Origin of the sequence: Citrobacter amalonaticus Y19 (assembly GCF_000981805.1) — a bacterium.
In the GTDB taxonomy this organism is placed as follows: domain Bacteria; phylum Pseudomonadota; class Gammaproteobacteria; order Enterobacterales; family Enterobacteriaceae; genus Citrobacter_A; species Citrobacter_A amalonaticus_C.
On sequence record NZ_CP011132.1, the window covers coordinates 1,735,454 to 1,756,241 of the forward strand.

22 protein-coding genes and 1 pseudogene are annotated in these 20,788 nt (G+C 54.6%); 12 read left to right on the plus strand and 11 right to left on the minus strand.

Features of this window, described 5'->3' with window-relative positions; translation table 11 throughout:
• Positions 1 to 46: 46 nt before the first annotated feature.
• Positions 47 to 307, minus strand: a complete 261-nt coding sequence (locus tag F384_RS07770) for a DUF2534 family protein (protein ID WP_046480980.1) — start codon at positions 305 to 307, stop codon at positions 47 to 49.
• Positions 308 to 550: 243 nt separating this feature from the next.
• Between F384_RS07770 and F384_RS07775 the strand changes: the two genes are divergently transcribed.
• Positions 551 to 1,573, plus strand: a complete 1,023-nt coding sequence (locus tag F384_RS07775; protein WP_046480981.1) for a mechanosensitive ion channel family protein — start codon at positions 551 to 553, stop codon at positions 1,571 to 1,573.
• A gap of 53 nt (positions 1,574 to 1,626) precedes the next feature.
• Here the strand turns inward: F384_RS07775 and F384_RS07780 are convergent, their stop codons facing one another.
• Entirely contained in the window at positions 1,627 to 2,010 is a 384-nt protein-coding gene (locus F384_RS07780) for a VOC family protein (protein ID WP_046480982.1), read from the minus strand.
• A gap of 98 nt (positions 2,011 to 2,108) precedes the next feature.
• On the opposite strand from F384_RS07780, the gene F384_RS07785 reads away from it, so the two are divergent.
• Positions 2,109 to 2,879, plus strand: a complete 771-nt coding sequence (locus F384_RS07785; RefSeq protein WP_046480983.1) for a DeoR/GlpR family DNA-binding transcription regulator — start codon at positions 2,109 to 2,111, stop codon at positions 2,877 to 2,879.
• 35 nt (positions 2,880 to 2,914) lie between these two features.
• On the opposite strand, the gene F384_RS07790 is transcribed toward F384_RS07785, so the two are convergent.
• Positions 2,915 to 4,528, minus strand: coding sequence for a peptide ABC transporter substrate-binding protein (locus F384_RS07790; RefSeq protein WP_046480984.1), 1,614 nt, complete (start codon positions 4,526 to 4,528; stop codon positions 2,915 to 2,917).
• Positions 4,529 to 4,711: 183 nt separating this feature from the next.
• On the opposite strand from F384_RS07790, the gene mpaA reads away from it, so the two are divergent.
• Positions 4,712 to 5,440 carry a murein tripeptide amidase MpaA gene (gene mpaA, locus F384_RS07795; protein WP_046480985.1) on the plus strand — a complete coding sequence of 243 codons (729 nt, stop codon included), beginning with the start codon at positions 4,712 to 4,714 and terminating at the stop codon, positions 5,438 to 5,440.
• On the opposite strand, the gene ycjG is transcribed toward mpaA, so the two are convergent.
• On the minus strand, positions 5,415 to 6,380 hold the full coding sequence (ycjG, locus tag F384_RS07800) for an L-Ala-D/L-Glu epimerase (protein WP_046480986.1): 966 nt from the start codon (positions 6,378 to 6,380) through the stop codon (positions 5,415 to 5,417). The genes mpaA and ycjG overlap by 26 nt on opposite strands.
• Positions 6,381 to 6,501: 121 nt before the next feature.
• On the opposite strand from ycjG, the gene tpx reads away from it, so the two are divergent.
• Positions 6,502 to 7,008, plus strand: coding sequence for a thiol peroxidase (gene tpx / locus F384_RS07805; RefSeq protein WP_043000571.1), 507 nt, complete (start codon positions 6,502 to 6,504; stop codon positions 7,006 to 7,008).
• Between the two features lie 45 nt (positions 7,009 to 7,053).
• Here the strand turns inward: tpx and tyrR are convergent, their stop codons facing one another.
• The 3 genes from tyrR to F384_RS07820 form a co-directional block, all read right to left on the minus strand.
• A complete protein-coding gene (gene tyrR / locus F384_RS07810; RefSeq protein WP_046480987.1) occupies positions 7,054 to 8,595 on the minus strand; it encodes a transcriptional regulator TyrR in 1,542 nt (513 codons plus the stop codon).
• A gap of 150 nt (positions 8,596 to 8,745) precedes the next feature.
• On the minus strand, positions 8,746 to 9,807 hold the full coding sequence (locus tag F384_RS07815; RefSeq protein WP_046480988.1) for a YcjF family protein: 1,062 nt from the start codon (positions 9,805 to 9,807) through the stop codon (positions 8,746 to 8,748).
• Positions 9,804 to 11,201: a YcjX family protein gene (locus F384_RS07820; protein WP_046497897.1), complete on the minus strand. Its 1,398-nt coding sequence runs from the start codon at positions 11,199 to 11,201 to the stop codon at positions 9,804 to 9,806. Before F384_RS07820 ends, F384_RS07815 begins: the two co-directional genes overlap by 4 nt.
• Positions 11,202 to 11,393: 192 nt before the next feature.
• Here F384_RS07820 and F384_RS07825 point away from each other — a divergent pair, with 192 nt between their 5' ends.
• The gene (locus F384_RS07825; protein WP_046480989.1) at positions 11,394 to 11,669 is read left to right on the plus strand and encodes a hypothetical protein; all 276 of its coding nucleotides are present in this window, start codon (positions 11,394 to 11,396) and stop codon (positions 11,667 to 11,669) included.
• A 69-nt stretch (positions 11,670 to 11,738) separates the two neighbouring features.
• Here the strand turns inward: F384_RS07825 and pspD are convergent, their stop codons facing one another.
• From pspD to pspA, 4 genes are read right to left on the minus strand one after another with little or no spacing between them, the layout of a single operon-like run.
• On the minus strand, positions 11,739 to 11,963 hold the full coding sequence (gene pspD, locus F384_RS07830) for a phage shock protein PspD (RefSeq protein WP_046480990.1): 225 nt from the start codon (positions 11,961 to 11,963) through the stop codon (positions 11,739 to 11,741).
• Between the two features lie 20 nt (positions 11,964 to 11,983).
• Positions 11,984 to 12,343 (minus strand): envelope stress response membrane protein PspC, encoded by a 360-nt coding sequence (gene pspC, locus F384_RS07835; RefSeq protein WP_046480991.1) that lies wholly within the window; start codon positions 12,341 to 12,343, stop codon positions 11,984 to 11,986.
• A complete protein-coding gene (gene pspB / locus F384_RS07840) occupies positions 12,343 to 12,567 on the minus strand; it encodes an envelope stress response membrane protein PspB (protein WP_042318763.1) in 225 nt (74 codons plus the stop codon). The genes pspC and pspB overlap by 1 nt, the downstream gene beginning before the upstream one ends.
• Positions 12,568 to 12,621: 54 nt before the next feature.
• The gene (pspA, locus tag F384_RS07845; RefSeq protein ID WP_046480992.1) at positions 12,622 to 13,290 is read right to left on the minus strand and encodes a phage shock protein PspA; all 669 of its coding nucleotides are present in this window, start codon (positions 13,288 to 13,290) and stop codon (positions 12,622 to 12,624) included.
• Between the two features lie 168 nt (positions 13,291 to 13,458).
• Here pspA and pspF point away from each other — a divergent pair, with 168 nt between their 5' ends.
• The 7 genes and pseudogenes from pspF to F384_RS07880 form a co-directional block, all read left to right on the plus strand.
• Entirely contained in the window at positions 13,459 to 14,433 is a 975-nt protein-coding gene (gene pspF, locus F384_RS07850) for a phage shock protein operon transcriptional activator (protein WP_046480993.1), read from the plus strand.
• Between the two features lie 112 nt (positions 14,434 to 14,545).
• On the plus strand, positions 14,546 to 16,189 hold the full coding sequence (gene sapA, locus F384_RS07855) for an ABC transporter substrate-binding protein SapA (RefSeq protein ID WP_046480994.1): 1,644 nt from the start codon (positions 14,546 to 14,548) through the stop codon (positions 16,187 to 16,189).
• Complete coding sequence (sapB, locus tag F384_RS07860) at positions 16,186 to 17,151, plus strand: peptide ABC transporter permease SapB (RefSeq protein WP_046480995.1); 966 nt, start codon at positions 16,186 to 16,188, stop codon at positions 17,149 to 17,151. The genes sapA and sapB overlap by 4 nt, the downstream gene beginning before the upstream one ends.
• Positions 17,138 to 18,028 (plus strand): peptide ABC transporter permease SapC, encoded by an 891-nt coding sequence (gene sapC, locus F384_RS07865; RefSeq protein WP_046480996.1) that lies wholly within the window; start codon positions 17,138 to 17,140, stop codon positions 18,026 to 18,028. Before sapB ends, sapC begins: the two co-directional genes overlap by 14 nt.
• A complete protein-coding gene (gene sapD, locus F384_RS07870; protein WP_046480997.1) occupies positions 18,028 to 19,020 on the plus strand; it encodes a peptide ABC transporter ATP-binding protein SapD in 993 nt (330 codons plus the stop codon). Before sapC ends, sapD begins: the two co-directional genes overlap by 1 nt.
• A gap of 1 nt (position 19,021) precedes the next feature.
• Positions 19,022 to 19,828 carry a peptide ABC transporter ATP-binding protein SapF gene (gene sapF / locus F384_RS07875; RefSeq protein WP_046480998.1) on the plus strand — a complete coding sequence of 269 codons (807 nt, stop codon included), beginning with the start codon at positions 19,022 to 19,024 and terminating at the stop codon, positions 19,826 to 19,828.
• A gap of 629 nt (positions 19,829 to 20,457) precedes the next feature.
• Positions 20,458 to 20,706, plus strand: a pseudogene (locus F384_RS07880) (peptide ABC transporter ATP-binding protein); the annotation flags it as partial.
• Positions 20,707 to 20,788 lie beyond the last annotated feature (82 nt).

Below are 20,788 nucleotides of genomic sequence, written 5' to 3' on the forward strand. Positions count from 1 at the left end.
GGCGTTGTGAAAGAGACCAAAGGCCCGATTATTCGGGCCTTTTCTTTTAGTGCTTGTCCTCGCCGCCGAGGAAATAAATCCCCAACGGGATGGCCAGCAGCACGGTGAAAACCAGGCTATAGACGAAAATCATTGATGACTGAATGACATACATCGACGTCGTCCAGTCAGAAAGCGGAATATCATACTGTTCAATCACCCCACCTATCGTGGCGCGCGCGACAACCGATGCGGCAATGATAAACACGCCCAGCAGACACAGCAGAAACTTCTTGCCCTTCGCCGTCTTTAGCTTTTCCATTATCATCGTAGTGTCCTTCTGTTACCAAACCCTTGTTACTTTAGTGCAACAATACCATGACAATATGAAAAAGTCTGCATCAGTGCCCCTGACAAATCCGTCACATTGAAAGCTTCTTTGTGTAAAAGCGCTGAAAGCGCTATTTATTGCCTGTTTTCATTGATGACTTGACTGTTTATCCTGAGTACCATTAATGAGTTAAAGGTTATTTCTTGTCATTTCAGAGGCAGCGGAAAGCCGGGGATAAATATGTTTGCAGAGCTGTTCGTAAAAAACATCTTCAATCTGGCGGTTATTTTAAGTAGCGTTGTTAGCTTAATCCTGATGAATTTCTTCTTTCGCCATGCACATAAACGCAAGAAAGGGTTTGTCTTCCATACGGCTCAGTTTCTTATTTATGCGCTGATCATCGGTACATTAGGAAGCATCGCTAATACTATTATCACGCATTACAATATCAGTGCGGTTTCATCCAGTATTATCGACTTTGTCTGTACGTCGTTGATTGCCCTGATTCTGACCCTGAAACTGTTTCTGGTGATTAATCAGTTTGAAAAATCGCAAATTAAAAAGGGGCGAGATGTCACCAGCGCCCGCATCTTATCGCGGATTATCAAAATCACCCTCATTGTCGTCATTATTTTGCTTTATGGCGAACACTTCGGCATGAGCCTGTCGGGATTACTCACCTTCGGGGGAATTGGCGGCATCGCCGTGGGCATGGCAGGGAAAGATATCCTGAGTAACTTCTTTTCCGGCATTATGCTTTATTTCGATCGCCCCTTCAGTATCGGCGACTGGGTGCGTTCCCCCGATCGTAATATTGAGGGCACGGTGACGGAAATTGGCTGGCGGATGACCAAAATCACCACCTTTGATCATCGCCCGTTATACATTCCTAACTCCGTATTTTCCTCGATTAGCGTCGAAAACCCAGGCCGCATGAGCAACCGACGAATCAATACCGTTGTCGGGTTACGTTACGAAGATGCCAGTAAAATAGGCGCGATCGTCGCTGAAATACGGCAGATGCTACAAACCCATGCTGATATCGATCAACAACAAACGCTGCTGGTCTATTTCAATGGCTTTGGCGATTCCTCGCTAAATATCATGGTGTATTGTTTTACCCACACCACGATCTGGGAAGAGTGGCTGGCCGTGCAACAACAGGTTTATCTTAATATTATTGATATCGTACAGAACCATGGTGCTGATTTCGCCTTCCCGAGCCAGACGCTATATATTAATGATGCCAGTAGCGGTTCGTGACGTTTACTATCCCAGCCCCGGACATCGAGATCCGAGGCTTGGGATTCCCCTTCTCACTCGACAATTTCGATGAAATTCCCGTCCGGGTCTTTGATGACCGCTTCATAAAAGCCGTCCCCGGTGGTGCGTGGCGGCGAAACCAGAATCCCCTGCGCCCGCGCTTTTTTCGCCAGCGCATCCACTTTTTTCGCACTGCCCACGGCGATCGCCAGATGCACCCATCCGGTTGTCTGGTTATCCGGTCGCAGAGCACGCAACCCCGGTTTAGTCATCAGTTCAATGGCAATATCATCACCGATGCGCACAAAGTAAGACTCGAATCCGGGATTGTTCTTGCTGATGTATTTTTCATTGAGCGTACCACCAAAAAACTCTTCCCAGAAACGCGCCTGTGCCTCCAGTTCCGTGGTCCATAGCGCCATGTGTGCGATTTTCATGTTTCACCTCGTTTCAGCCGGTCATAATGTTGACAGCAGCGATCGTTTTGCCCGATCATGCTTTTTATTGCTCGATGATAGGATTATCAGGATTCATTATGCTCGATTATGCAACTTTCCCGGAACAACGACAAGCCCTGATTCAGCAGATCCTGCAGGAGAATGGGCGCGTGGTATGCAGTGACCTCGCCTCCCGACTGAACGTGTCGGAGCACACTATTCGCCGCGATCTTCATGAACTCAGTAAGGAAGGCATTTGCAAAAAGGTGTATGGCGGCGCGGTGATGAGGCTGCCCGAGGCGGGTGACTATTCCGTTCGAAAAACGAAAAAGTCCGATCAAAAGAGCAGCATCGCGCAAAAATGTGCACGACTGGTCAAATCCGGTAGCTGCATTTTTATCGACACCGGCACAACCAACCTGGCGATGGCGGAAGCGCTTCCGGCAGAACTCTCCCTGACCGTGGTCACTAACTCACCGGAAATCGCCGCCGTACTGCTGAAAAAGCCGTTGTACGACGTCATCATGCTCGGCGGTCAGTTGCAGCGTACTTCCGGTGGTTGCGTTGGCGCATCGGCGATCGCTCAGGTTCAGGGAATGTTATTCGACCAGGGGTTTATCGGCGGCTGTGCGATGGCACCGGAATCCGGTCTGACCGGGTTCGATTATGCCGACTGTGAATTTAAGCGTGCGGTGATCCGGCAGTGTAATGAAACCATTGTGGCGCTGACGGCAGACAAGATCCCGGCCGTGGCGCGCTATGTTGTCGCCCAAAGCAGTGAAATTGACGTCATTGTGGCTGAGGCGAACATCAGCAAGGAGTACTGCGAGGCGTTTCGCGAACATGATATCCGCATTTACACGGTGTGATCAGCAGGCGCGATCACGCGCCCGCTGACGGATGTTTAGTGCTTGATGATGTACATGGTCCGGCTGTAAGCCACATCTTCCGGGTTCATGATCGGATACCCTTTCAGCCACGGTTTGATTAAGCGCCCGTTGGTGTACTGATAAATTGGCGCGATCGGAGCCTGCTCCATGAGGATTTTTTCCGCCGCATTGTAATCCGCGTTACGTGCTTTATCGGTATTTTCCATCGTCGCCTGGGTGATGACTTTGTCATACGCCGGGTTGTTAAAACGGGAAATATTGCCGGAATGTGTTGAGGTCAGCAGCGACAGGAAGGTGGAAGGCTCGTTGTAATCCCCCACCCAGGAAGCGCGAATCACATCGAAGTTTCCGGTGTTACGGCTGTCGATGTAGGTTTTCCACTCCTGGTTCTGCAACTTCACATCCACCCCTAAATTCTTCTTCCACATCGAGGCTACCGCGATGGCGATTTTCTGGTGGTTCTCAGAAGTGTTATACAGCAGTGTCAGGTTAAGCGGCTTCTGCGGACCATATCCGGCCGCACGCAACAACGTTTTCGCCTGCGCGTTCAGCTCTTCCTGACTCATCTGCTCAAAAGGCGACGGTTCAGGCGTAAAGCCGGCAGTGACGTCTGGCGTAAAATGCCAGGCCGGTTTTTCGCCAGTTCCCAACACATTCTCCGCCATAATACGACGATCGATGGTCATGCTCAGCGCCAGACGCACGCGGGAATCCGCGGTAGGCCCTTTTTGTGTGTTAAACGCGTAGTAATAGGTTCCCAGCTGCGGTGGCGTATAAACCTGCCCCGGAATGTCCTTCAGCAGCTTCTGGTACATATTTTTCGGGAACGACTCGGTAATGTCGATATCTCCTGCCAGATAACGTTTAGTGGCGGAGGACTCCTGATTGATCGGCAGGAAGGTCACTTTTTGCAGCACCGTTTTCCCGTTATCCCAGTAATGAGTATTCGGCACCACCACCAGCTTTTCATTGACCACGCGCTCCTGTAACACATAGGCGCCGTTACCCACCAGATTGCCCGGTCTGGTCCAGTCTTTACCGCTTGCCACGTTGGCTTTTTGCACCGGATAAAACGCAAAGCTGGCGGTGAGATTGACGAACCACGGCAGCGGTTTATCCAGTTGCACTCTCAGGGTACGAGCGTCAATGGCGGTCACGCCGAGCTTATCGGGCGTCGCTTTGCCATCAATAATCGCCTGGGCGTTATTCACTCCAGCCAGTGCGGCAAACCAGGCAAAAGGCGACAGCGTTTTCGGATCCACCAGACGCTGCCAGCTATAGACAAAATCCTGCGCGGTCACCGGCGTACCATCTGACCAGCGCGCGTTATCCCGCAGCGTAAACGTCCAGATCCGATTGTCGTTGCTTTTCCACTGCGTGGCGACGCCAGGCACGATTTCGCCCTTCTCGTTCTGGTTCACCAGCCCTTCAAACAGGTCGCGAATAACCTGAATTTCCGGCAGGCCAACCGCTTTTGCCGGGTCAAGCGTCGCAGGTTCATCTTTTATATGGCGAACCAGCTCCTGCTTCTCTGCCAGTACCGTTGTGCTGGGAACATCCGCAGCATATGACAGAGAAATGCTGCTAACCAACAGCGCACAACAGGTTACTGAAACAGAGTGCTTCATAGAGTCCCCTCAATCCGGCTTATTCACAATGGCGTAATTATTTGTTTCGCCTGAAGGAAATGCAAACAACTTCCTGCAGAAAATTGATATTACGACTAAAAATCTGTGCGTGCGAAAACGATTTGATTATCGGCCAGATTTGCACAACACTGCGAGTCATAATCCCTGAATTCAGAGACGCTTATGACCGTTACCCGCCCTCGAGCACAACGCGGCGCCTTTCCGCCAGGAACCGAACATTATGGACGTTCACTGCTGGGGGCGCCGCTGATCTGGTTTCCGGCAGCCGTCGCCAGTCGCGACAGTGGTTTGATTATCGCGGGAACGCACGGTGACGAGAACGCGTCGGTGGTCACGCTCTCCTGCGCACTGCGCACGCTGACGCCCTCGCTGCGCCGCCACCATGTGATCCTTGCGGTAAACCCCGACGGCTGTCAGTTAGGTTTGCGTGCGAACGCCAACGGTGTCGATCTTAATCGCAATTTTCCGTCCGCCAACTGGAAAGCCGGAGAGACGGTTTATCGCTGGAACAGCGCGGCGCAAGAGCGTGACGTGGTGTTGTTGACGGGAGAGCATCCGGGTTCAGAACCGGAAACCCAGGCGTTATGTCAGTTGATCCATCGCATTCACCCCGCGTGGGTCGTCACCTTCCATGATCCGCTGGCCTGTATTGAAGATCCCAGAAGCAGTGAACTCGGCGAATGGCTGGCGCAGGCGTTTGAACTGCCGCTGGTGACCAGCGTGGGTTACGAAACGCCCGGCTCCTTTGGCAGTTGGTGTGCGGATCTGGAATTACACTGCATTACTGCGGAATTTCCGCCGATCTCATCCGATGAGGCCAGCGAGAAATATCTACAGGCGATGTCCACGCTCCTGCGCTGGCATCCTAAAGATGAAGTTGTCCGGTCGTAAAGTGCAGCGCGGGCTCCACATCGACAGCCAGCCAGGTCGGGCCATCAAGATCGGCAAAGCTGACCTGCGGCGTCAGCGGCAATGCGGCAGTAATCGCCCGTGACGTGCAAAGCATGCAACCCAGCATCAGCGCAAATCCCTGATTGCGGGCGTCAGCCGCCAGCGCCAGCGCCTCGGTCAGTCCGCCGGTTTTGTCCAGCTTGATATTGACCATTTCATAGCGCCCGTGCAGCGCTTTCAGGCTGCTACGGGTATGACAACTCTCATCCGCGCAGACCGGCAGCGGATGGATGAAATTTTCCAGCGCCGCGTCATCCTGCGCGGGAAGCGGTTGTTCCAGCATCGCCACGCCAAGATCGGCTAACAGCTGGCAGCGCGCCGCCAGTCCTTCCGCCCGCCATGACTCATTGGCATCGACAATCAGGGTCGCCTTTGGTACCGCCGAGCGAATCGCCACCATGCGCTCACTGATCAGCCGATCGTCCAGTTTCACCTTCAACAGTCGGGCTCCGGCTTCCCACAACGCCGCCGCGCTGGCCGCCATTTGTTCCGGTGTGCCAATCACCACGGTCTGCGCCGTGGCGATCGTCTCGGGCAACGGCACGCCGAGCGTTTCCGTCAGCGTTTGCTGCTGCTGGCGAGCCTGTAGATCCCACAGCGCACAGTCAACCGCGTTACGTGCCGCGCCCGCGGGGAGCAGTTGCTGTAACGCTTCCCGGGTCAGCCCTTTTTCCAGTTGCGGCACAATGCTCATGATCTGCGCCATCACGGACGCATCGCTTTCCCCGTAGCGCGGATAGGGCGTGCACTCGCCCGTCCCTTTCACGCCCTCTTCTTCCAGCTCAACCACCACGACACGCGCCTCACTGCGGCTGCCACGGGCAATCACAAAAGGGGTATGTAACGGCCAGGCTTCCTCGTATACCTTCACAGATCGCATTTTTTCTCCTTAAACCATGACGTGGTGGTTTGTGCGCTACACCGAAATAGCGTTTGCCGTGTTATCGGCTGTTGGCATAAACTAGCTGTGACGTTAACTATATGTAAACAGGAAGATAACCATGTCACAAACCGTTCATTTCCAGGGCAACCCGGTTGCAGTCGCCAACTCCATTCCTCAAGCGGGTAGCAAAGCGCAGCCTTTTACCCTCGTGGCAAAAGATCTGTCTGACGTCGCACTGAGCCAGTTTGCAGGCAAACGCAAAGTGCTGAACATTTTCCCGAGCATCGATACCGGCGTTTGCGCCGCATCGGTACGTAAGTTTAACCAACTGGCCACTGAGATCGACAACACCGTCGTACTGTGTGTGTCTGCTGACCTGCCGTTTGCCCAGTCCCGTTTCTGCGGCGCAGAAGGCCTGAGCAACGTTATCACGCTGTCCACGCTGCGTAACGCTGAGTTCCTGAAAAACTACGGCGTTGAAATCACTGAAGGCCCGCTGAAAGGCCTGGCCGCTCGCGCGGTGGTGGTTCTGGATGAAAATGACAACGTCATCTTCAGCCAACTGGTGAATGAAATCACCAACGAGCCAGACTATGCCGCCGCACTGGAAGTGCTGAAAGCGTAAGTCATCCCGGCAGACAAAAATGCCTCCATTTCGGAGGCATCTTTTTTACTCTTCACTCTTCTTCTGGTTCAGGCCATATTCGCGCAGTTTATTTGCAATCGCGGTATGAGAAACCCCCAGACGTTTCGCCAGCTTACGCGTACTGGGATAACTGCGGTACAACTGGGTCAATACCGAGCGCTCAAAGCGGCTGGTGATATCATCCAGCGAACCTTCCATCGCATCCTCGCCCACCGCCACCGTCGTCGCGTCGTAATCCGGCAGCAAAATATCCTGTGGCCGCAGTTCGTAACCTTCAAGCTGCGTCAGCGCCCGGTAGACGGCGTTTTTCAACTGGCGCACATTGCCAGGCCAGCCGTAGCGGGTCAACACCGTACTGAGATCGGCCGCCAGTTTGGGGCGCGGCACACCCTGCTCATCGGCAAAACGCGCCACGAACAGCTCGGTCAGCGGCATGATATCCTGCGGACAATCGCGCAGCGGCGGCAGATTCAGCGTCAGCACGTTAAGGCGATAATAGAGATCTTCGCGGAACAGTCCTTTCTGCACCAGTTCGACAAGATTCTTTTGCGTCGCGCAGATCACACGCACATCGACATGGACCTCATGGTCTTCCCCCACCCGGCGGAATGTGCCGTCATTAAGGAACCGCAGCAGTTTAGTCTGCATGCGCGGGGACATTTCGCCAATCTCATCAAGCAGCACCGAACCGCCGTTCGCCTGCTCGAAGAAACCTTTTTTGCCTTCCGGCGCATGGCCGAACAGTTCACTTTCCACCGCATCTTCCGGAATCGAGGCGCAGTTGAGCGCCAGATACGGTTTACCCGCACGTGGGCTGGCCTGATGACAGGCATGGGCAAACAGATCTTTACCGGTGCCGGTATCGCCGATAATCAGCAGCGGCGCACTCAGCATCGCCAGTTTGCGCGCCTGTTCAACCACGTGTTTCATTTTGCCGCTGACGGCGATGATCTGGCTGAAGGCGCTCACATCCTGGGTCGCCAGATTCTGCAACTGACGCCCCATTCGAATGGTTGAACGCAGCATCACCACCGCCCCGGTGAGCATGGTTTCGTCGGTTTCCCCTTGCAGAAAGACCGGCGTGATTTCCATCAGGAAATTCTGCCCGTTGATCACCACATGTTCGTTGTGGGAGGCCTGTGGATTGCCCTCCAGCCAGCGCTGAAAGTTAAAACCGTTGATCAGTTGAGCGGCGGTGTGGTTACGCATCCGCTCCGGGTTGAGCGCAAAGAGCTGGCAACTCGCCGGGTTCGCCATCTCAATTTTGCTTTTCAGATCCAGCGACAGGACAGGCTCAGGCAGCGCCTCAAGCAGCGCGCTAAGCGCAAGGTGTTCACGCTCTGACGGCATCCACGGCACGGTGCGTACGTCGGTGACGCCCGCAATGCGACGAATTTCCGCCATCAGGCTACTGAAGTGAGTGAACTCCAGTTCGGCAAAGTTAAGGTAGATTCGCCCGATGGGGTCAATCTCGATACCGCGCAAATCGATGCTGCGTAGCACCAGTAAATCGAGTAATTCGCGAGTCAGACCAAGCCGGTCTTCACAAAAGACTTCCAGACGCATGGGGGGGACCTTCACCTGAATAATGAGCTATAGATAAGATGATAAGCCAGGAATGGGGAAGCAGGAAGGTTTCTGTCAACAAATATTGACAGCATGACGGAAAAACAGGCGTTTCGGCGTAAAGTTACGCGGTCAACGCCTGCGGCAGCGTTACTTTTCTCGCGGAGAGCCGCTTTTCTGCACTGTCTCTTTGAGCTGGCCTATCAGCTGACGACGGAAATCCCCCAGACGCGGTTTGTCATCCTCCATCCACGGCAGCGGACGGCAAAGTTCCATCGCTTTGATCCCCAGTCGCGCGGTTAACAGTCCGGCCCCGATCCCCTGCGCGGCGCGGGTCGACAGGCGCGCGGCGAGATCCTGCGACATCCAGTCCATCCCCACTTCCCGCACCAGCTCGCTGGCCCCGGCAAAGGCGATATTGAGCAACACCAGACGGAACAGACGCAAACGGCTGTAATAACCCAGCTCAATACCGTACAACGTCGCGATACGGTTAATCAGTCGCAGATTGCGCCAGGCAATAAACGCCATATCCACCAGCGCCAGCGGGCTGACGGCGATCATCAGCGTCGACTCCGCCGCCGAACGGCTGATTTCGCGCCGCGCCTGGGCATCCAGTACCGGCTGAACCAGATGGGCGTAGAGGCTGACCACTTCGCGATCGTTTTGCGTTTCGTGAATCGAGGCATACCAGCGCTGTAGCGCAGGATGCGACTGGTCGATGCCAGCCTGCTGCGCCAGTTTCTCGCAGAAGGCGCGCCCTTTTCCGGCGCCGTGACTGTGCAGCAGGTCGCGCGCTTCATCGCGCTCGTGAGCACGCTGGCGCAAACGCCACAGACGTCGCCATTCGGTTGCCACCGATCCGACGCCCGCGCCGATAATCAGCGCCCCGGCCGCACAGCCACCGAGCGCCACCCAGTCCTGGGTTTGCCAGGCGTTCATCGTCCATTGTACGCCCTGTCCCACGACGCTTACGCCGAACAGTGCCAGGCCGCCCATCACCATCTTGCGCCACAGACTGCGCTTCGGACGCAGCGCCGCATCAATTACCGCTTCGGCCTGCCCCTCTTCTTCCAGCGGTTCATCGACAGTCGCCGGGGCAAAAGACTGGGCTTGCGTCTCGCTAAACGTTTGTTGCGCTTTAAAAGCCGGATTCTGCTCGACTTCAAGCGGACCGGCGAAATCAATCCGCGGTTTTATCGGTTCGCTCATCGCAATTTATCTCCTATTAAAAACTCCAGCGCGGCATCCAGACGAATGTGCGGCAGTGGCTTATCGACGTCCATCTTTTGTGGTCGAAATGCTTCAAACTGAAATCCCTGACTGTCCCAGAACGCCTGTCCCGGCAGTCGCGCCGGCACTTCGCCGGGGTAGACCGTCAGCGGTGAGCCATCGCTTAAGCGATTTCCACGCAGCGCCGGGATCTTCTCGCCGTTAACGTCAATCAACCCGCTGGTGGTTGCCTGGACGGAAGCCAGCCCCAGACAATCCATGCTGATCCCTTCAAACGCCGCATTCTGCCAGGCATCCTGAATCAACTGTTGCAGCAGCGACACCATATTGGCGTGCTGGTCGATAGTCACATGGTCCGCTTTGGTGGCGGCAAACAGCAGTTTGTCGATCACCGGCGAGAACAGCCGACGGAACAGCGTGCGCTGACCATAATGGAAACTTTGCATCAACTGGGTCAAGGCAAGGCGCATGTCGTTGAACGCCTGCGGCCCACTGTTGAGCGGTTGCAGGCAATCCACCAGGACAATCTGGCGGTCGAAACGCAGAAAGTGGTTTTTATAAAACCCCTTCACCACCTTTTCGCAATAGTAGTTAAAGCGCTCGCGCAGCATCCCGGCGTTGGTGTGTTTATCCGCCTGGGTCAGTCTGGATTCTCCCCACGCGTCCACATCCGGCCAGGGGAAAAATTGTAACGCTGGCGCACCGGCCATATCACCGGGCAGGACGAATCGCCCCGGCTGGATGAAATGCAGCCCCTGCTGTTTGCACTGATGCAGGTATTCCGTCCACGCCGCGGCGATGTCGGCCAGGCGATTTTCATCGGCGGTCGCCAGCGGATCCAGTCCTTGCGTCAGTTGTCGCCATTTCGCCGACCATTCCCCCCGCTGTCCGGTTAGCAACCCGGTCATCTGCCGTGACCAGCTCAGATAATCCTGCGCCAGCATCGGCAGGTCGAGCAACCATTCGCCGGGATAATCGACAATCTCCAGATACAGCGTCGACGTCTCTTTGAAGTGACGCAGCAGTGAATCATTGGATTTATAGCGCAGCGCCAGGCGAATTTCGCTGACCCCACGGGTTGGCGTCGGCCACGTTGGCGGATCGCCATACAACTGGGCAAGCCCTTCATCGTAGGTAAAGCGGGGAATGCCAAAATCACGCTGGGGAACCCGTTTCACCCCGAGCAGGCGCTCTTCACGCACCGCGCTGAGCAGCGGCAGTCGCGCCCCGGCGTGAATATTCAGTAACTGGTTAACCATTGCGGTGATAAATGCGGTTTTTCCGCTCCGGCTCAGCCCGGTGACCGCGAGGCGCAAGTGCCTGTCTACGCCGCGATTAACCAGCGCATTGAGTTCATTGGTGAGTCTCTTCATCGCCATCCCGTTATACCTGAAGACCAGAAAAAAGTGTAACGCATCCCTTTATTGTGGGGGCAGGCTGTTGATTTTCAACCGTGTTGCAGTACTAAAAACAGGTGTGACACTGTCACAAAAAACGATTTAATAGCATGAATACGTAAACGACGGTAGAGTTGTTACACCCTCTCTCTTCGTCAGGAGCACCTTATGCCAGAGTTCTGTTTTTATCAAAAAGGACAGCACATCAGAACACTGAAAAGAACCGACGTGGATGCCGCATTGCGACTGACTGAACAGGGCTACGAGAAGCAATTTGAAGAGATCAACGCCACAGACGAAGAACAGGCGCTTGCCCGTTTTGCGGATATCCGCAAGGAAAGGCTGATCGATCAGCAAAACTTTTTAGCCGGTGCGGGCGTCATGCCGCTCATCGGGGTTTTAGCGACTGCATTAACCACCCTTTTTGCAAAAAAGAAAGGCTAGCAGCCCAACAATCGACATTGCGGGCTGTTACAGATGAAAACAAGAGATAATGATTAAATACGGCAGAGATTAATTTCCGGAATAGCGTTTTGAGATCTTTGCCGCCATGCGGCTTAAAAATGGCTCCAGTGCCAGAGCCAGCAACATTTTCAGTGGGCGGCGGGCGACGGATTTCACCGCCCACCCTGCGACACCCGCCGGGCCGTAGCGCAGGGCGGTCAGAAGCACCAGCTTACCTGCTATTTTCAACCCGGGTTTTACCTTTTGCCCGGTGCGTTGCCAGCGATTGTTCATCTCAGCCCTCTTTAAATGACTTACAACTGACGGAAACGGCTACGCAAGGTAAACGTGTCCGAGGTGACATACCGTTCCATTTCACGTAAGCGTTTCTCCCCCGCCGCCAGCTCTTTATCGACGATATCCAGCAGCTCGCCGCTGGACGGTTGCTGCTCACCTGCCGCAAGGTTGTCCGGCATCGGATCGAGCACAAACGCCAGAATGATGTAGGCGACCAGGGTGAAAAAGGCCAGCCCGAAGAAGATCGACAACACCACTAAAATGCGCACCAGTTTTACCGGTACATCCAGATACTGCGCGATCCCCGCGCAGACGCCCCGCACCATGCCTTGCTGTGGAATGCGCCATAATTTTTTGTTCAGATCAATGCCGCCCATTAGCGATCCCTCCAGTTCGGATGTTCCGCATCAAGAATATCTTCCAGCGCCTGGATACGTTCACGCATACGCTGCGCGTCGTCAGTCAACTGAACTAAACGTTGCTGTTCGCTTTGCGATAACTCCCCACGGCTGGAACGGTTGCTGTAATGCAGCCATAACCAAATCGGTAACACAAACAGCACGAAAATGGTTAACGGAATGGCCAGAAATAGCGCGCTCATGAGTACTCCTTACTGGTGATGAGCGGCGGCGCGTTCAGACGCCGCCAGATATTATTATTGCTTGTCTTGCTGCATTTTGGCTTTCAGCTGCGCCAGCTGTTCGCTGATTTCATCATCCGCTTTCAGGTCGGCAAACTGCTGATCCAACGTTTTCTGTTTGCCAAAGTTGTGGCTTTCCGCTTCAGCTTCCATGTGGTCGATGCGACGCTCGAAAGATTCAAACCGCGCCATCGCTTCATCCAGCTTACCGCTGTCCAGTTGACGACGCACGTCACGGGATGAGCTTGCCGCCTGGTGACGCAGCGTCAGCGCCTGCTGGCGAGCACGGGTTTCGCTGAGTTTGTTTTCCAGCTCACCAATCTCTTTCTTCATGCGCGTCAGCGTATCGTCCACCAGCGTCACTTCGTGCTCCAGATTACCAATCAGATCGGTCAGTTTCTGTTTCTCGATCAGTGCGGCACGGGCCAGATCGTCTTTCTCTTTACGCAGCGCCAGTTCCGCTTTTTCCTGCCACTCTGTCTGCTGAGCCGTCGCCTGTTCGATGCGACGTGATAACTGTTTCTTTTCCGCTAGCGCACGTGCCGAGTTGGAACGCACTTCAACCAGCGTATCTTCCATTTCCTGAATCATCAGACGAACCAGCTTCTGCGGATCTTCCGCTTTCTCAAGCAGTGCGTTGATGTTGGCATTCACGATGTCGGCGAAACGAGAAAAAATACCCATAATTCTATCCTCACATTTTTCTGATGTCGGGCGATGCCCTGCTGATTCTCTAATACAATCTGCGTGCCAACTTTTTAATACTTTGATTTTACTTGAGATGTACTGTTTTACCTCGATAAGAAAACAGGGTAAAGTGGTGAAATACACTAACATGTGGCGAAATTAATCATGGCTGAATACAAAGATAATCTGTTAGGAGAAGCCAACAGTTTTCTGGAGGTGCTGGAGCAGGTTTCGCGTCTTGCGCCGCTCGATAAGCCGGTACTGATCATCGGTGAACGCGGAACCGGGAAGGAACTGATTGCCAACCGCCTGCATTATCTCTCCTCTCGCTGGCAGGGGCCGTTTATTTCGCTCAACTGCGCGGCGCTGAATGAAAACCTGCTCGACAGCGAACTGTTCGGCCATGAAGCTGGTGCATTTACCGGTGCGCAAAAGCGCCATCCGGGACGCTTTGAACGCGCCGACGGCGGCACGCTGTTTCTGGATGAACTGGCTACCGCGCCAATGCTGGTGCAGGAAAAGCTGCTCAGAGTGATTGAATACGGCGAACTGGAGCGCGTCGGCGGCAGCCAACCGTTGCAGGTGAACGTGCGTCTGGTTTGCGCCACCAATGCGGATCTTCCGGCGATGGTCAACGAAGGCACCTTCCGCGCGGATCTCCTTGACCGTCTGGCGTTCGACGTGGTGCAACTGCCGCCACTGCGCGAGCGTCAGGCCGATATCATGCTGATGGCGGAACACTTTGCCATTCAGATGTGCCGTGAAATTCGCCTGCCGCTGTTTCCCGGATTTACGCCGCATGCCAGAGAGGCGCTGCTGAACTACGCCTGGCCGGGAAATATCCGTGAATTAAAAAACGTGGTCGAGCGTTCGGTATACCGACATGGCACCAGCGAGTCACCGCTGGATGAGATTGTGATCGATCCATTCAAACGCCACGTGCCGACGCCCCCCGTCGCAGAAACGGTGGCAACGGGCCCTTCGCTGCCCCTCGATTTACGCGAGTTTCAGCAACAGCAGGAGAAAACGTTACTGCAAACGAGTCTGCAACAGGCAAAATTTAACCAGAAGCGGGCGGCACAATTACTGGGACTGACCTATCACCAGTTGCGCGCACTGCTCAAAAAACATCAGATTTAGCGCCTCTCGCCCGCCAATTGCGCATATTTGCGTCAGTTGCCCGCAGACATTTGTACCTGGCGGGCGATAGTGCGATACACTTTGCAAATCGTACCTAAAAACCTTAAAAATTATGCGCCTGGTTTTATCGTCTCTGGTAGTGATGGCTGGACTTCTGAGTGGTCAGGCTACTGCCGCGCCTGAAGCTGCCCCACGTGAAGATATCCGCGACAGTGGCTTTGTCTACTGCGTCAGTGGACAGGTCAACACCTTCAATCCGCAAAAAGTGAGCAGCGGGCTGATTGTCGACACCCTCGCCGCCCAGCTCTATGACCGGCTGCTGGATGTCGATCCTTATACCTATCGTCTGGTCCCTGAACTGGCTGAAAGCTGGGAGGTGCTGGACAACGGCGCAACGTACCGCTTCCACCTGCGTCGCGACGTGGCGTTTCAAAAAACGGCCTGGTTTACCCCTACCCGCAAACTGAATGCCGACGACGTGGTTTTTACCTTTCAGCGCATCTTTGATCGCAACCATCCGTGGCATAACGTCAACGGCGGCAATTTCCCCTATTTCGACAGTCTCCAGTTCGCCGATAACGTGCAGAGCGTACGTAAACTTGACAGCAACACCGTGGAATTTCGGCTGACGAAACCGGACGCCTCTTTCTTATGGCACCTGGCAACCCACTATGCGTCCGTGATGTCGGCTGAATATGCCGGGCAACTGGCAAAGCAGGATCGCCAGGAGCAGCTTGACCGCCAGCCGGTCGGTACCGGTCCGTTCCAGCTTTCCGAGTATCGCACCGGGCAATACATTCGCCTGCAACGGCATGAAAAATTCTGGCGCGGTAAGCCGCTGATGCCGCAGGTGGTGGTCGATCTGGGTTCTGGCGGAACCGGGCGCTTATCGAAACTGCTCACCGGCGAATGTGATGTGCTGGCCTGGCCTGCCGCCAGCCAGTTGACGATCCTGCGTGATGACCCGCGTCTGCGTCTGACGCTGCGTCCGGGGATGAACATCGCCTACCTGGCGTTTAACACCAGCAAAGCCCCGCTGAATAATCCGGCGGTGCGCCACGCGCTGGCGCTGGCAATCAATAACCAGCGTCTGATGCAGTCCATCTATTACGGCACGGCAGAAACGGCAGCGTCTATTTTGCCTCGCGCCTCGTGGGCGTATGACAACGAGGCTAAAATAACAGAATACAATCCGACCAAAGCCCGCGAGCAGCTCAAAGCGCTGGGGCTGGAGAATCTGACGCTGCGCCTGTGGGTGCCGACCAGCTCCCAGGCGTGGAACCCCAGTCCGCTGAAAACGGCTGAACTTATCCAGGCGGATATGGCGCAGATTGGGGTGAAAGTGGTGATTGTACCGGTTGAAGGTCGTTTCCAGGAGGCGCGGTTGATGGACATGAACCATGATCTGACGTTGTCCGGCTGGGCAACCGACAGTAACGATCCGGACAGTTTCTTCCGCCCGCTACTCAGCTGCGCGGCCATCAATTCACAGACCAACTTCGCCCACTGGTGCGATCCGGAGTTCGACAACGTGCTGCGCAAAGCGCTCTCTTCTCAGCAGCTTTCCGCGCGTATTGATGCGTATGATGAAGCGCAAAATATTCTTGCCAGGGAGTTGCCGATCCTGCCGCTTGCCTCGTCGCTGCGTCTGCAGGCCTATCGGTATGACATTAAAGGTCTGGTGTTGAGTCCGTTTGGTAACGCCTCTTTCGCGGGCGTATCGCGCGAGAAAAACGATGAGGTGAAAAAACCATGATTATCTTCACCCTGCGTCGTTTGCTGTTGCTGATGGTCACTCTGTTTTTTCTGACTTTTATTGGCTTCAGCCTCAGCTATTTTACGCCGCATGCGCCGCTTCAGGGCGCATCGCTGTGGAATGCGTGGGTGTTCTGGTTCAATGGCCTTATTCACTGGGATTTTGGCGTCTCCAGCATTAACGGACAGCTTATCTCCGAACAGCTCAAAGAGGTGTTCCCGGCCACCATGGAACTGTGCACGCTGGCGTTCGGTTTCGCGCTGATGGTGGGGATTCCGGTGGGTATGCTGGCGGGCATCACCCGTAACAAGTGGCAGGATCGCCTGATCAGCGCCCTCGCCCTGCTCGGTTTTTCAATCCCCGTATTCTGGCTGGCGCTGCTGCTGACCCTTTTCTTTTCGCTGAATCTCGGCTGGCTGCCAGTGTCGGGCCGTTTCGATCTGCTGTATGAAGTTAAGCCGGTCACTGGCCTTGCCATTATCGATGCCTGGATCTCTGACTCCCCCTGGCGCGATGAGATGGTGATGAGCGCCGTGCGTCATATGGTATTGCCAGTGCTGACGCTGGCGGTCGCGCCGACCACGGAAGTGATTCGCCTGATGCGCATCAGTACTATCGAGGTGTTCGATCAGAACTACGTTAAGGCCGCCGCCACGCGCGGTCTGTCTCGGTTTACGATCCTGCGCCGTCATGTGCTGCATAACGCTCTACCGCCGGTGATCCCCCGTCTCGGGCTACAGTTTTCAACCATGCTGACGCTGGCGATGATCACCGAAATGGTCTTTAGCTGGCCGGGGCTTGGCCGCTGGCTGATCAACGCCATCCGCCAGCAGGATTACGCCGCGATCTCCGCCGGCGTGATGGTGATTGGTTCGCTGGTCATCATCGTTAACGTGATTTCCGATATTCTGGGTGCTATGGCTAACCCTCTGAAACATAAGGAATGGTATGCCTTACGATAGCGTGTATAGCGAAAAGCGCCCGCCAGGTACGCTGCGCACCGCATGGCGCAAATTTTATGGCGATACCACAGCAATGGTCGGCCTGTACGGATGTGCGGGACTGGTGGTGTTATGCATATTCGGCAACTGGTTTGCGCCGTATGGCATCGATCAGCAGTTCCTCGGCTATCAGTTGCTGCCGCCGTCCTGGTCACGTTATGGTGAAGTCTCCTTCTTCCTCGGCACCGACGATCTGGGGCGTGATGTCCTGAGCCGCCTGCTCAGCGGCGCGGCCCCCACGGTCGGCGGCGCGTTTGTCGTTACGCTTGCCGCAACGCTGTGCGGACTGTTGCTGGGGGTCGTCGCGGGGGCAACGCACGGTCTGCGTTCCGCCGTGCTTAACCATATTCTTGATACGCTGCTGTCGATTCCGTCTCTGCTGCTGGCGATCATCGTTGTCGCCTTCGCCGGGCCGCATTTGACCCACGCCATGTTTGCCGTCTGGCTGGCGCTGCTGCCGCGTATGGTTCGCTCGGTCTATAGCATGGTGCATGATGAACTGGAAAAAGAGTACGTCATCGCGGCGCGCCTTGATGGCGCCTCGACGCTCAACATCCTCTGGTTCGCCATTCTGCCTAACATTACTGCGGGTCTTATCACTGAAATCACCCGCGCCTTGTCGATGGCAATCCTGGATATCGCCGCGCTGGGTTTTCTTGACCTTGGCGCGCAGCTCCCCTCGCCGGAATGGGGCGCCATGCTGGGCGATGCGCTGGAGCTGATTTACGTTGCGCCGTGGACGGTGATGCTGCCTGGTGCGGCGATCATGATAAGCGTCCTGCTGGTCAACCTGCTGGGTGACGGCGTTCGCCGCGCTATTATTGCGGGGGTGGAATAATGCCATTACTGGATATCCGCAACCTGACCATTGAATTTAAAGCCGGTGAAGAGTGGGTCAAAGCCGTCGACCGCGTCAGCATGACCCTCAGCGAAGGTGAGATTCGCGGGCTGGTGGGTGAATCAGGTTCTGGTAAAAGCCTGATTGCGAAAGCGATTTGTGGTGTCGCCAAAGACAACTGGCGCGTCACCGCCGACCGGATGCGTTTTGACGATATCGACCTGCTGCGCCTTTCGCCACGCGAACGACGCAAGCTGGTGGGGCACAACGTCTCGATGATCTTCCAGGAGCCGCAGTCGTGTCTGGATCCTTCCGAGCGCGTGGGTCGCCAGTTGATGCAAAACATTCCGGCCTGGACCTACAAAGGCCGTTGGTGGCAGCGCATTGGCTGGCGCAAACGCCGCGCCATTGAGCTGCTGCACCGCGTGGGGATTAAAGATCATAAAGACGCGATGCGCAGCTTCCCCTATGAACTGACCGACGGTGAATGCCAGAAGGTGATGATCGCCATCGCGCTGGCGAATCAGCCGCGACTGCTGATCGCGGACGAACCGACCAACGCGATGGAGCCGACCACCCAGGCGCAGATCTTCCGCCTGCTGACGCGGCTGAATCAGAACAGCAATACCACGATTCTGCTGATCAGCCACGACCTGCAAATGCTCAGCCAGTGGGCGGATAAAATTAACGTGCTGTACTGTGGTCAGACGGTAGAAACGGCGCTGAGCAAAGAGCTGGTGACGACGCCGCATCATCCGTACACACAGGCGCTGATTCGCGCTATTCCTGACTTTGGTAGCGCAATGCCGCACAAGAGTCGTCTGAACACGATGCCTGGAGCCATACCGTTGCTGGAACAATTGCCGATTGGTTGCCGTCTGGGGCCGCGCTGTCCGTATGCGCAGCGCGAATGTATTGAAACGCCGCGTCTGACCGGGGTGAAAAACCATCTCTACGCCTGTCATTTCCCGCTAAACATGGAGAGAGAGTGAGATGGTCGAGACCTTACTCGAAGTCCGCAATCTGAGTAAAACCTTTCGCTATCGCACGGGCTGGTTTCGTCGCCAGACCGTGGAAGCCGTAAAACCACTGAGCTTTACGCTGCGCGAACGCCAGACGCTGGCCATCATTGGCGAGAACGGCTCCGGTAAATCGACGCTGGCAAAAATGCTGGCAGGCATGGTGGAACCGACCGGTGGTGAACTGCTGATTGACGATCATCCGCTCAAATTCGGCGATTATTCGTTTCGCAGTCAGCGCATTCGCATGATTTTCCAGGATCCGTCGACATCGCTGAACCCGCGTCAGCGTATTTCTCAAATCCTCGATTTTCCGCTGCGCCTGAATACCAATCTTGAGCCGGAACAGCGCCGCAAGCAGATCATCGAAACCATGCGGATGGTCGGACTGCTGCCCGATCACGTCAGCTACTATCCCCATATGCTGGCACCGGGACAAAAACAGCGTCTGGGGCTGGCGCGTGCGATGATCCTGCGTCCGAAAGTGATTATTGCCGATGAGGCGCTGGCGTCATTAGACATGTCGATGCGCTCACAGCTCATTAACCTGATGCTGGAATTGCAGGAAAAACAGGGTATTTCGTATATCTACGTGACCCAGCACCTTGGCATGATGAAGCACATCAGCGACCAGGTGCTGGTGATGCATCAGGGGGAAGTGGTTGAGCGCGGCAGCACCGCAGATGTTCTCGCCTCGCCGCTGCATGAGCTGACCAAACGGCTGATTGCCGGGCATTTTGGCGAGGCGTTAACGGCAGATGCGTGGCGAAAAGATCGGTGATCACACATTGACAGGTGGCATTAAACTTTGCGGTAGCTCCAGCCCGGAGTCACCGCGAATGAGCTTTCTATGTTAGTAATATTGCTTGCAGAGAGGCTTTTTTATGACAACATATTTAGTCAATCACTTTCCTGGTATGACATCCCCTGACTAAAATAAATATCGCGTTTAATTTGGCATCATGACTAACACACTCGACCCCGTGTGAAAGCCTTCCGTTGTCACACCAGTTAATAAATCTTCAATGGATAACTGTGAGTTCCCTTTGCTTATTAACATAGGCGTATTCAACGGTTCCTTATTAACCGTAATTTCAGACAACCCTTCATCAAGATAGATATATTTATCTGTCGATGGCAAGTACGAACACAGTCGACAACATGCGTCTGGCGTATCTTCAAAGGCCATAGTGACCGTGTTTATGAAGCTCATAAAAATGGTCACCAAAGGAAATTATATTTAGGTAATAGTCGGTTAGAAAGTTACCATCACATCTAAAAGTACACACCCCACCATACAAAAAATGATATTATTCAATATATTTCTTGTATTATTTTGGTTCGAAATGCACTTTTTATTTTAAATAACAAATACCCCCTGAATGAAGGGTAAATGGCTAGTTTTGGTACGTGCACTCGCAGTTAATTAACCTGATACTACAATTGCAAGAGAAACAGGGGCTCACTTATATTTACGTCCCCCAGCATCCCAGCATGATGAAACACATTAACGATCAGGTGTTGGTGTTGCATCAGGGTGCCGTGGTTGAGCGCGAGAGCACCACAAATGTTCTCGCCTCACCGCTGCATGAACTGAGCAAACGGCTGATTGCTGGGCATTTTGGCGAGATATTAACCGCCTATGCGTGGCGAAAGAACGGTGACAAAACATATTCCAGCAGAATTTCGTTAGCACAGTCCTGGACGGAAGGAAATATAGGCCGGGTGAGGTAAAGCACCA

Excerpts from the sequence above, each read along its gene's own strand:
- pspA (WP_046480992.1), bottom strand. The coding sequence starts at position 13,290 with ATGGGTATTTTTTCTCGTTTCGCCGACATCGTGAATGCCAACATCAAC.
- pspF (WP_046480993.1), top strand. The coding sequence starts at position 13,459 with ATGGCTGAATACAAAGATAATCTGTTAGGAGAAGCCAACAGTTTTCTG.
- F384_RS07770 (WP_046480980.1), bottom strand. The coding sequence starts at position 307 with ATGATAATGGAAAAGCTAAAGACGGCGAAGGGCAAGAAGTTTCTGCTG.
- sapA (WP_046480994.1), top strand. The coding sequence starts at position 14,546 with ATGCGCCTGGTTTTATCGTCTCTGGTAGTGATGGCTGGACTTCTGAGT.
- pspC (WP_046480991.1), bottom strand. The coding sequence starts at position 12,343 with ATGGGCGGCATTGATCTGAACAAAAAATTATGGCGCATTCCACAGCAA.
- sapC (WP_046480996.1), top strand. The coding sequence starts at position 17,138 with ATGCCTTACGATAGCGTGTATAGCGAAAAGCGCCCGCCAGGTACGCTG.
- F384_RS07775 (WP_046480981.1), top strand. The coding sequence starts at position 551 with ATGTTTGCAGAGCTGTTCGTAAAAAACATCTTCAATCTGGCGGTTATT.
- pspB (WP_042318763.1), bottom strand. The coding sequence starts at position 12,567 with ATGAGCGCGCTATTTCTGGCCATTCCGTTAACCATTTTCGTGCTGTTT.
- mpaA (WP_046480985.1), top strand. The coding sequence starts at position 4,712 with ATGACCGTTACCCGCCCTCGAGCACAACGCGGCGCCTTTCCGCCAGGA.
- F384_RS07780 (WP_046480982.1), bottom strand. The coding sequence starts at position 2,010 with ATGAAAATCGCACACATGGCGCTATGGACCACGGAACTGGAGGCACAG.
- sapD (WP_046480997.1), top strand. The coding sequence starts at position 18,028 with ATGCCATTACTGGATATCCGCAACCTGACCATTGAATTTAAAGCCGGT.
- sapB (WP_046480995.1), top strand. The coding sequence starts at position 16,186 with ATGATTATCTTCACCCTGCGTCGTTTGCTGTTGCTGATGGTCACTCTG.
- tpx (WP_043000571.1), top strand. The coding sequence starts at position 6,502 with ATGTCACAAACCGTTCATTTCCAGGGCAACCCGGTTGCAGTCGCCAAC.
- sapF (WP_046480998.1), top strand. The coding sequence starts at position 19,022 with ATGGTCGAGACCTTACTCGAAGTCCGCAATCTGAGTAAAACCTTTCGC.
- F384_RS07790 (WP_046480984.1), bottom strand. The coding sequence starts at position 4,528 with ATGAAGCACTCTGTTTCAGTAACCTGTTGTGCGCTGTTGGTTAGCAGC.
- tyrR (WP_046480987.1), bottom strand. The coding sequence starts at position 8,595 with ATGCGTCTGGAAGTCTTTTGTGAAGACCGGCTTGGTCTGACTCGCGAA.
- ycjG (WP_046480986.1), bottom strand. The coding sequence starts at position 6,380 with ATGCGATCTGTGAAGGTATACGAGGAAGCCTGGCCGTTACATACCCCT.
- pspD (WP_046480990.1), bottom strand. The coding sequence starts at position 11,963 with ATGAACAATCGCTGGCAACGCACCGGGCAAAAGGTAAAACCCGGGTTG.
- F384_RS07825 (WP_046480989.1), top strand. The coding sequence starts at position 11,394 with ATGCCAGAGTTCTGTTTTTATCAAAAAGGACAGCACATCAGAACACTG.
- F384_RS07820 (WP_046497897.1), bottom strand. The coding sequence starts at position 11,201 with ATGAAGAGACTCACCAATGAACTCAATGCGCTGGTTAATCGCGGCGTA.
- F384_RS07785 (WP_046480983.1), top strand. The coding sequence starts at position 2,109 with ATGCTCGATTATGCAACTTTCCCGGAACAACGACAAGCCCTGATTCAG.
- F384_RS07815 (WP_046480988.1), bottom strand. The coding sequence starts at position 9,807 with ATGAGCGAACCGATAAAACCGCGGATTGATTTCGCCGGTCCGCTTGAA.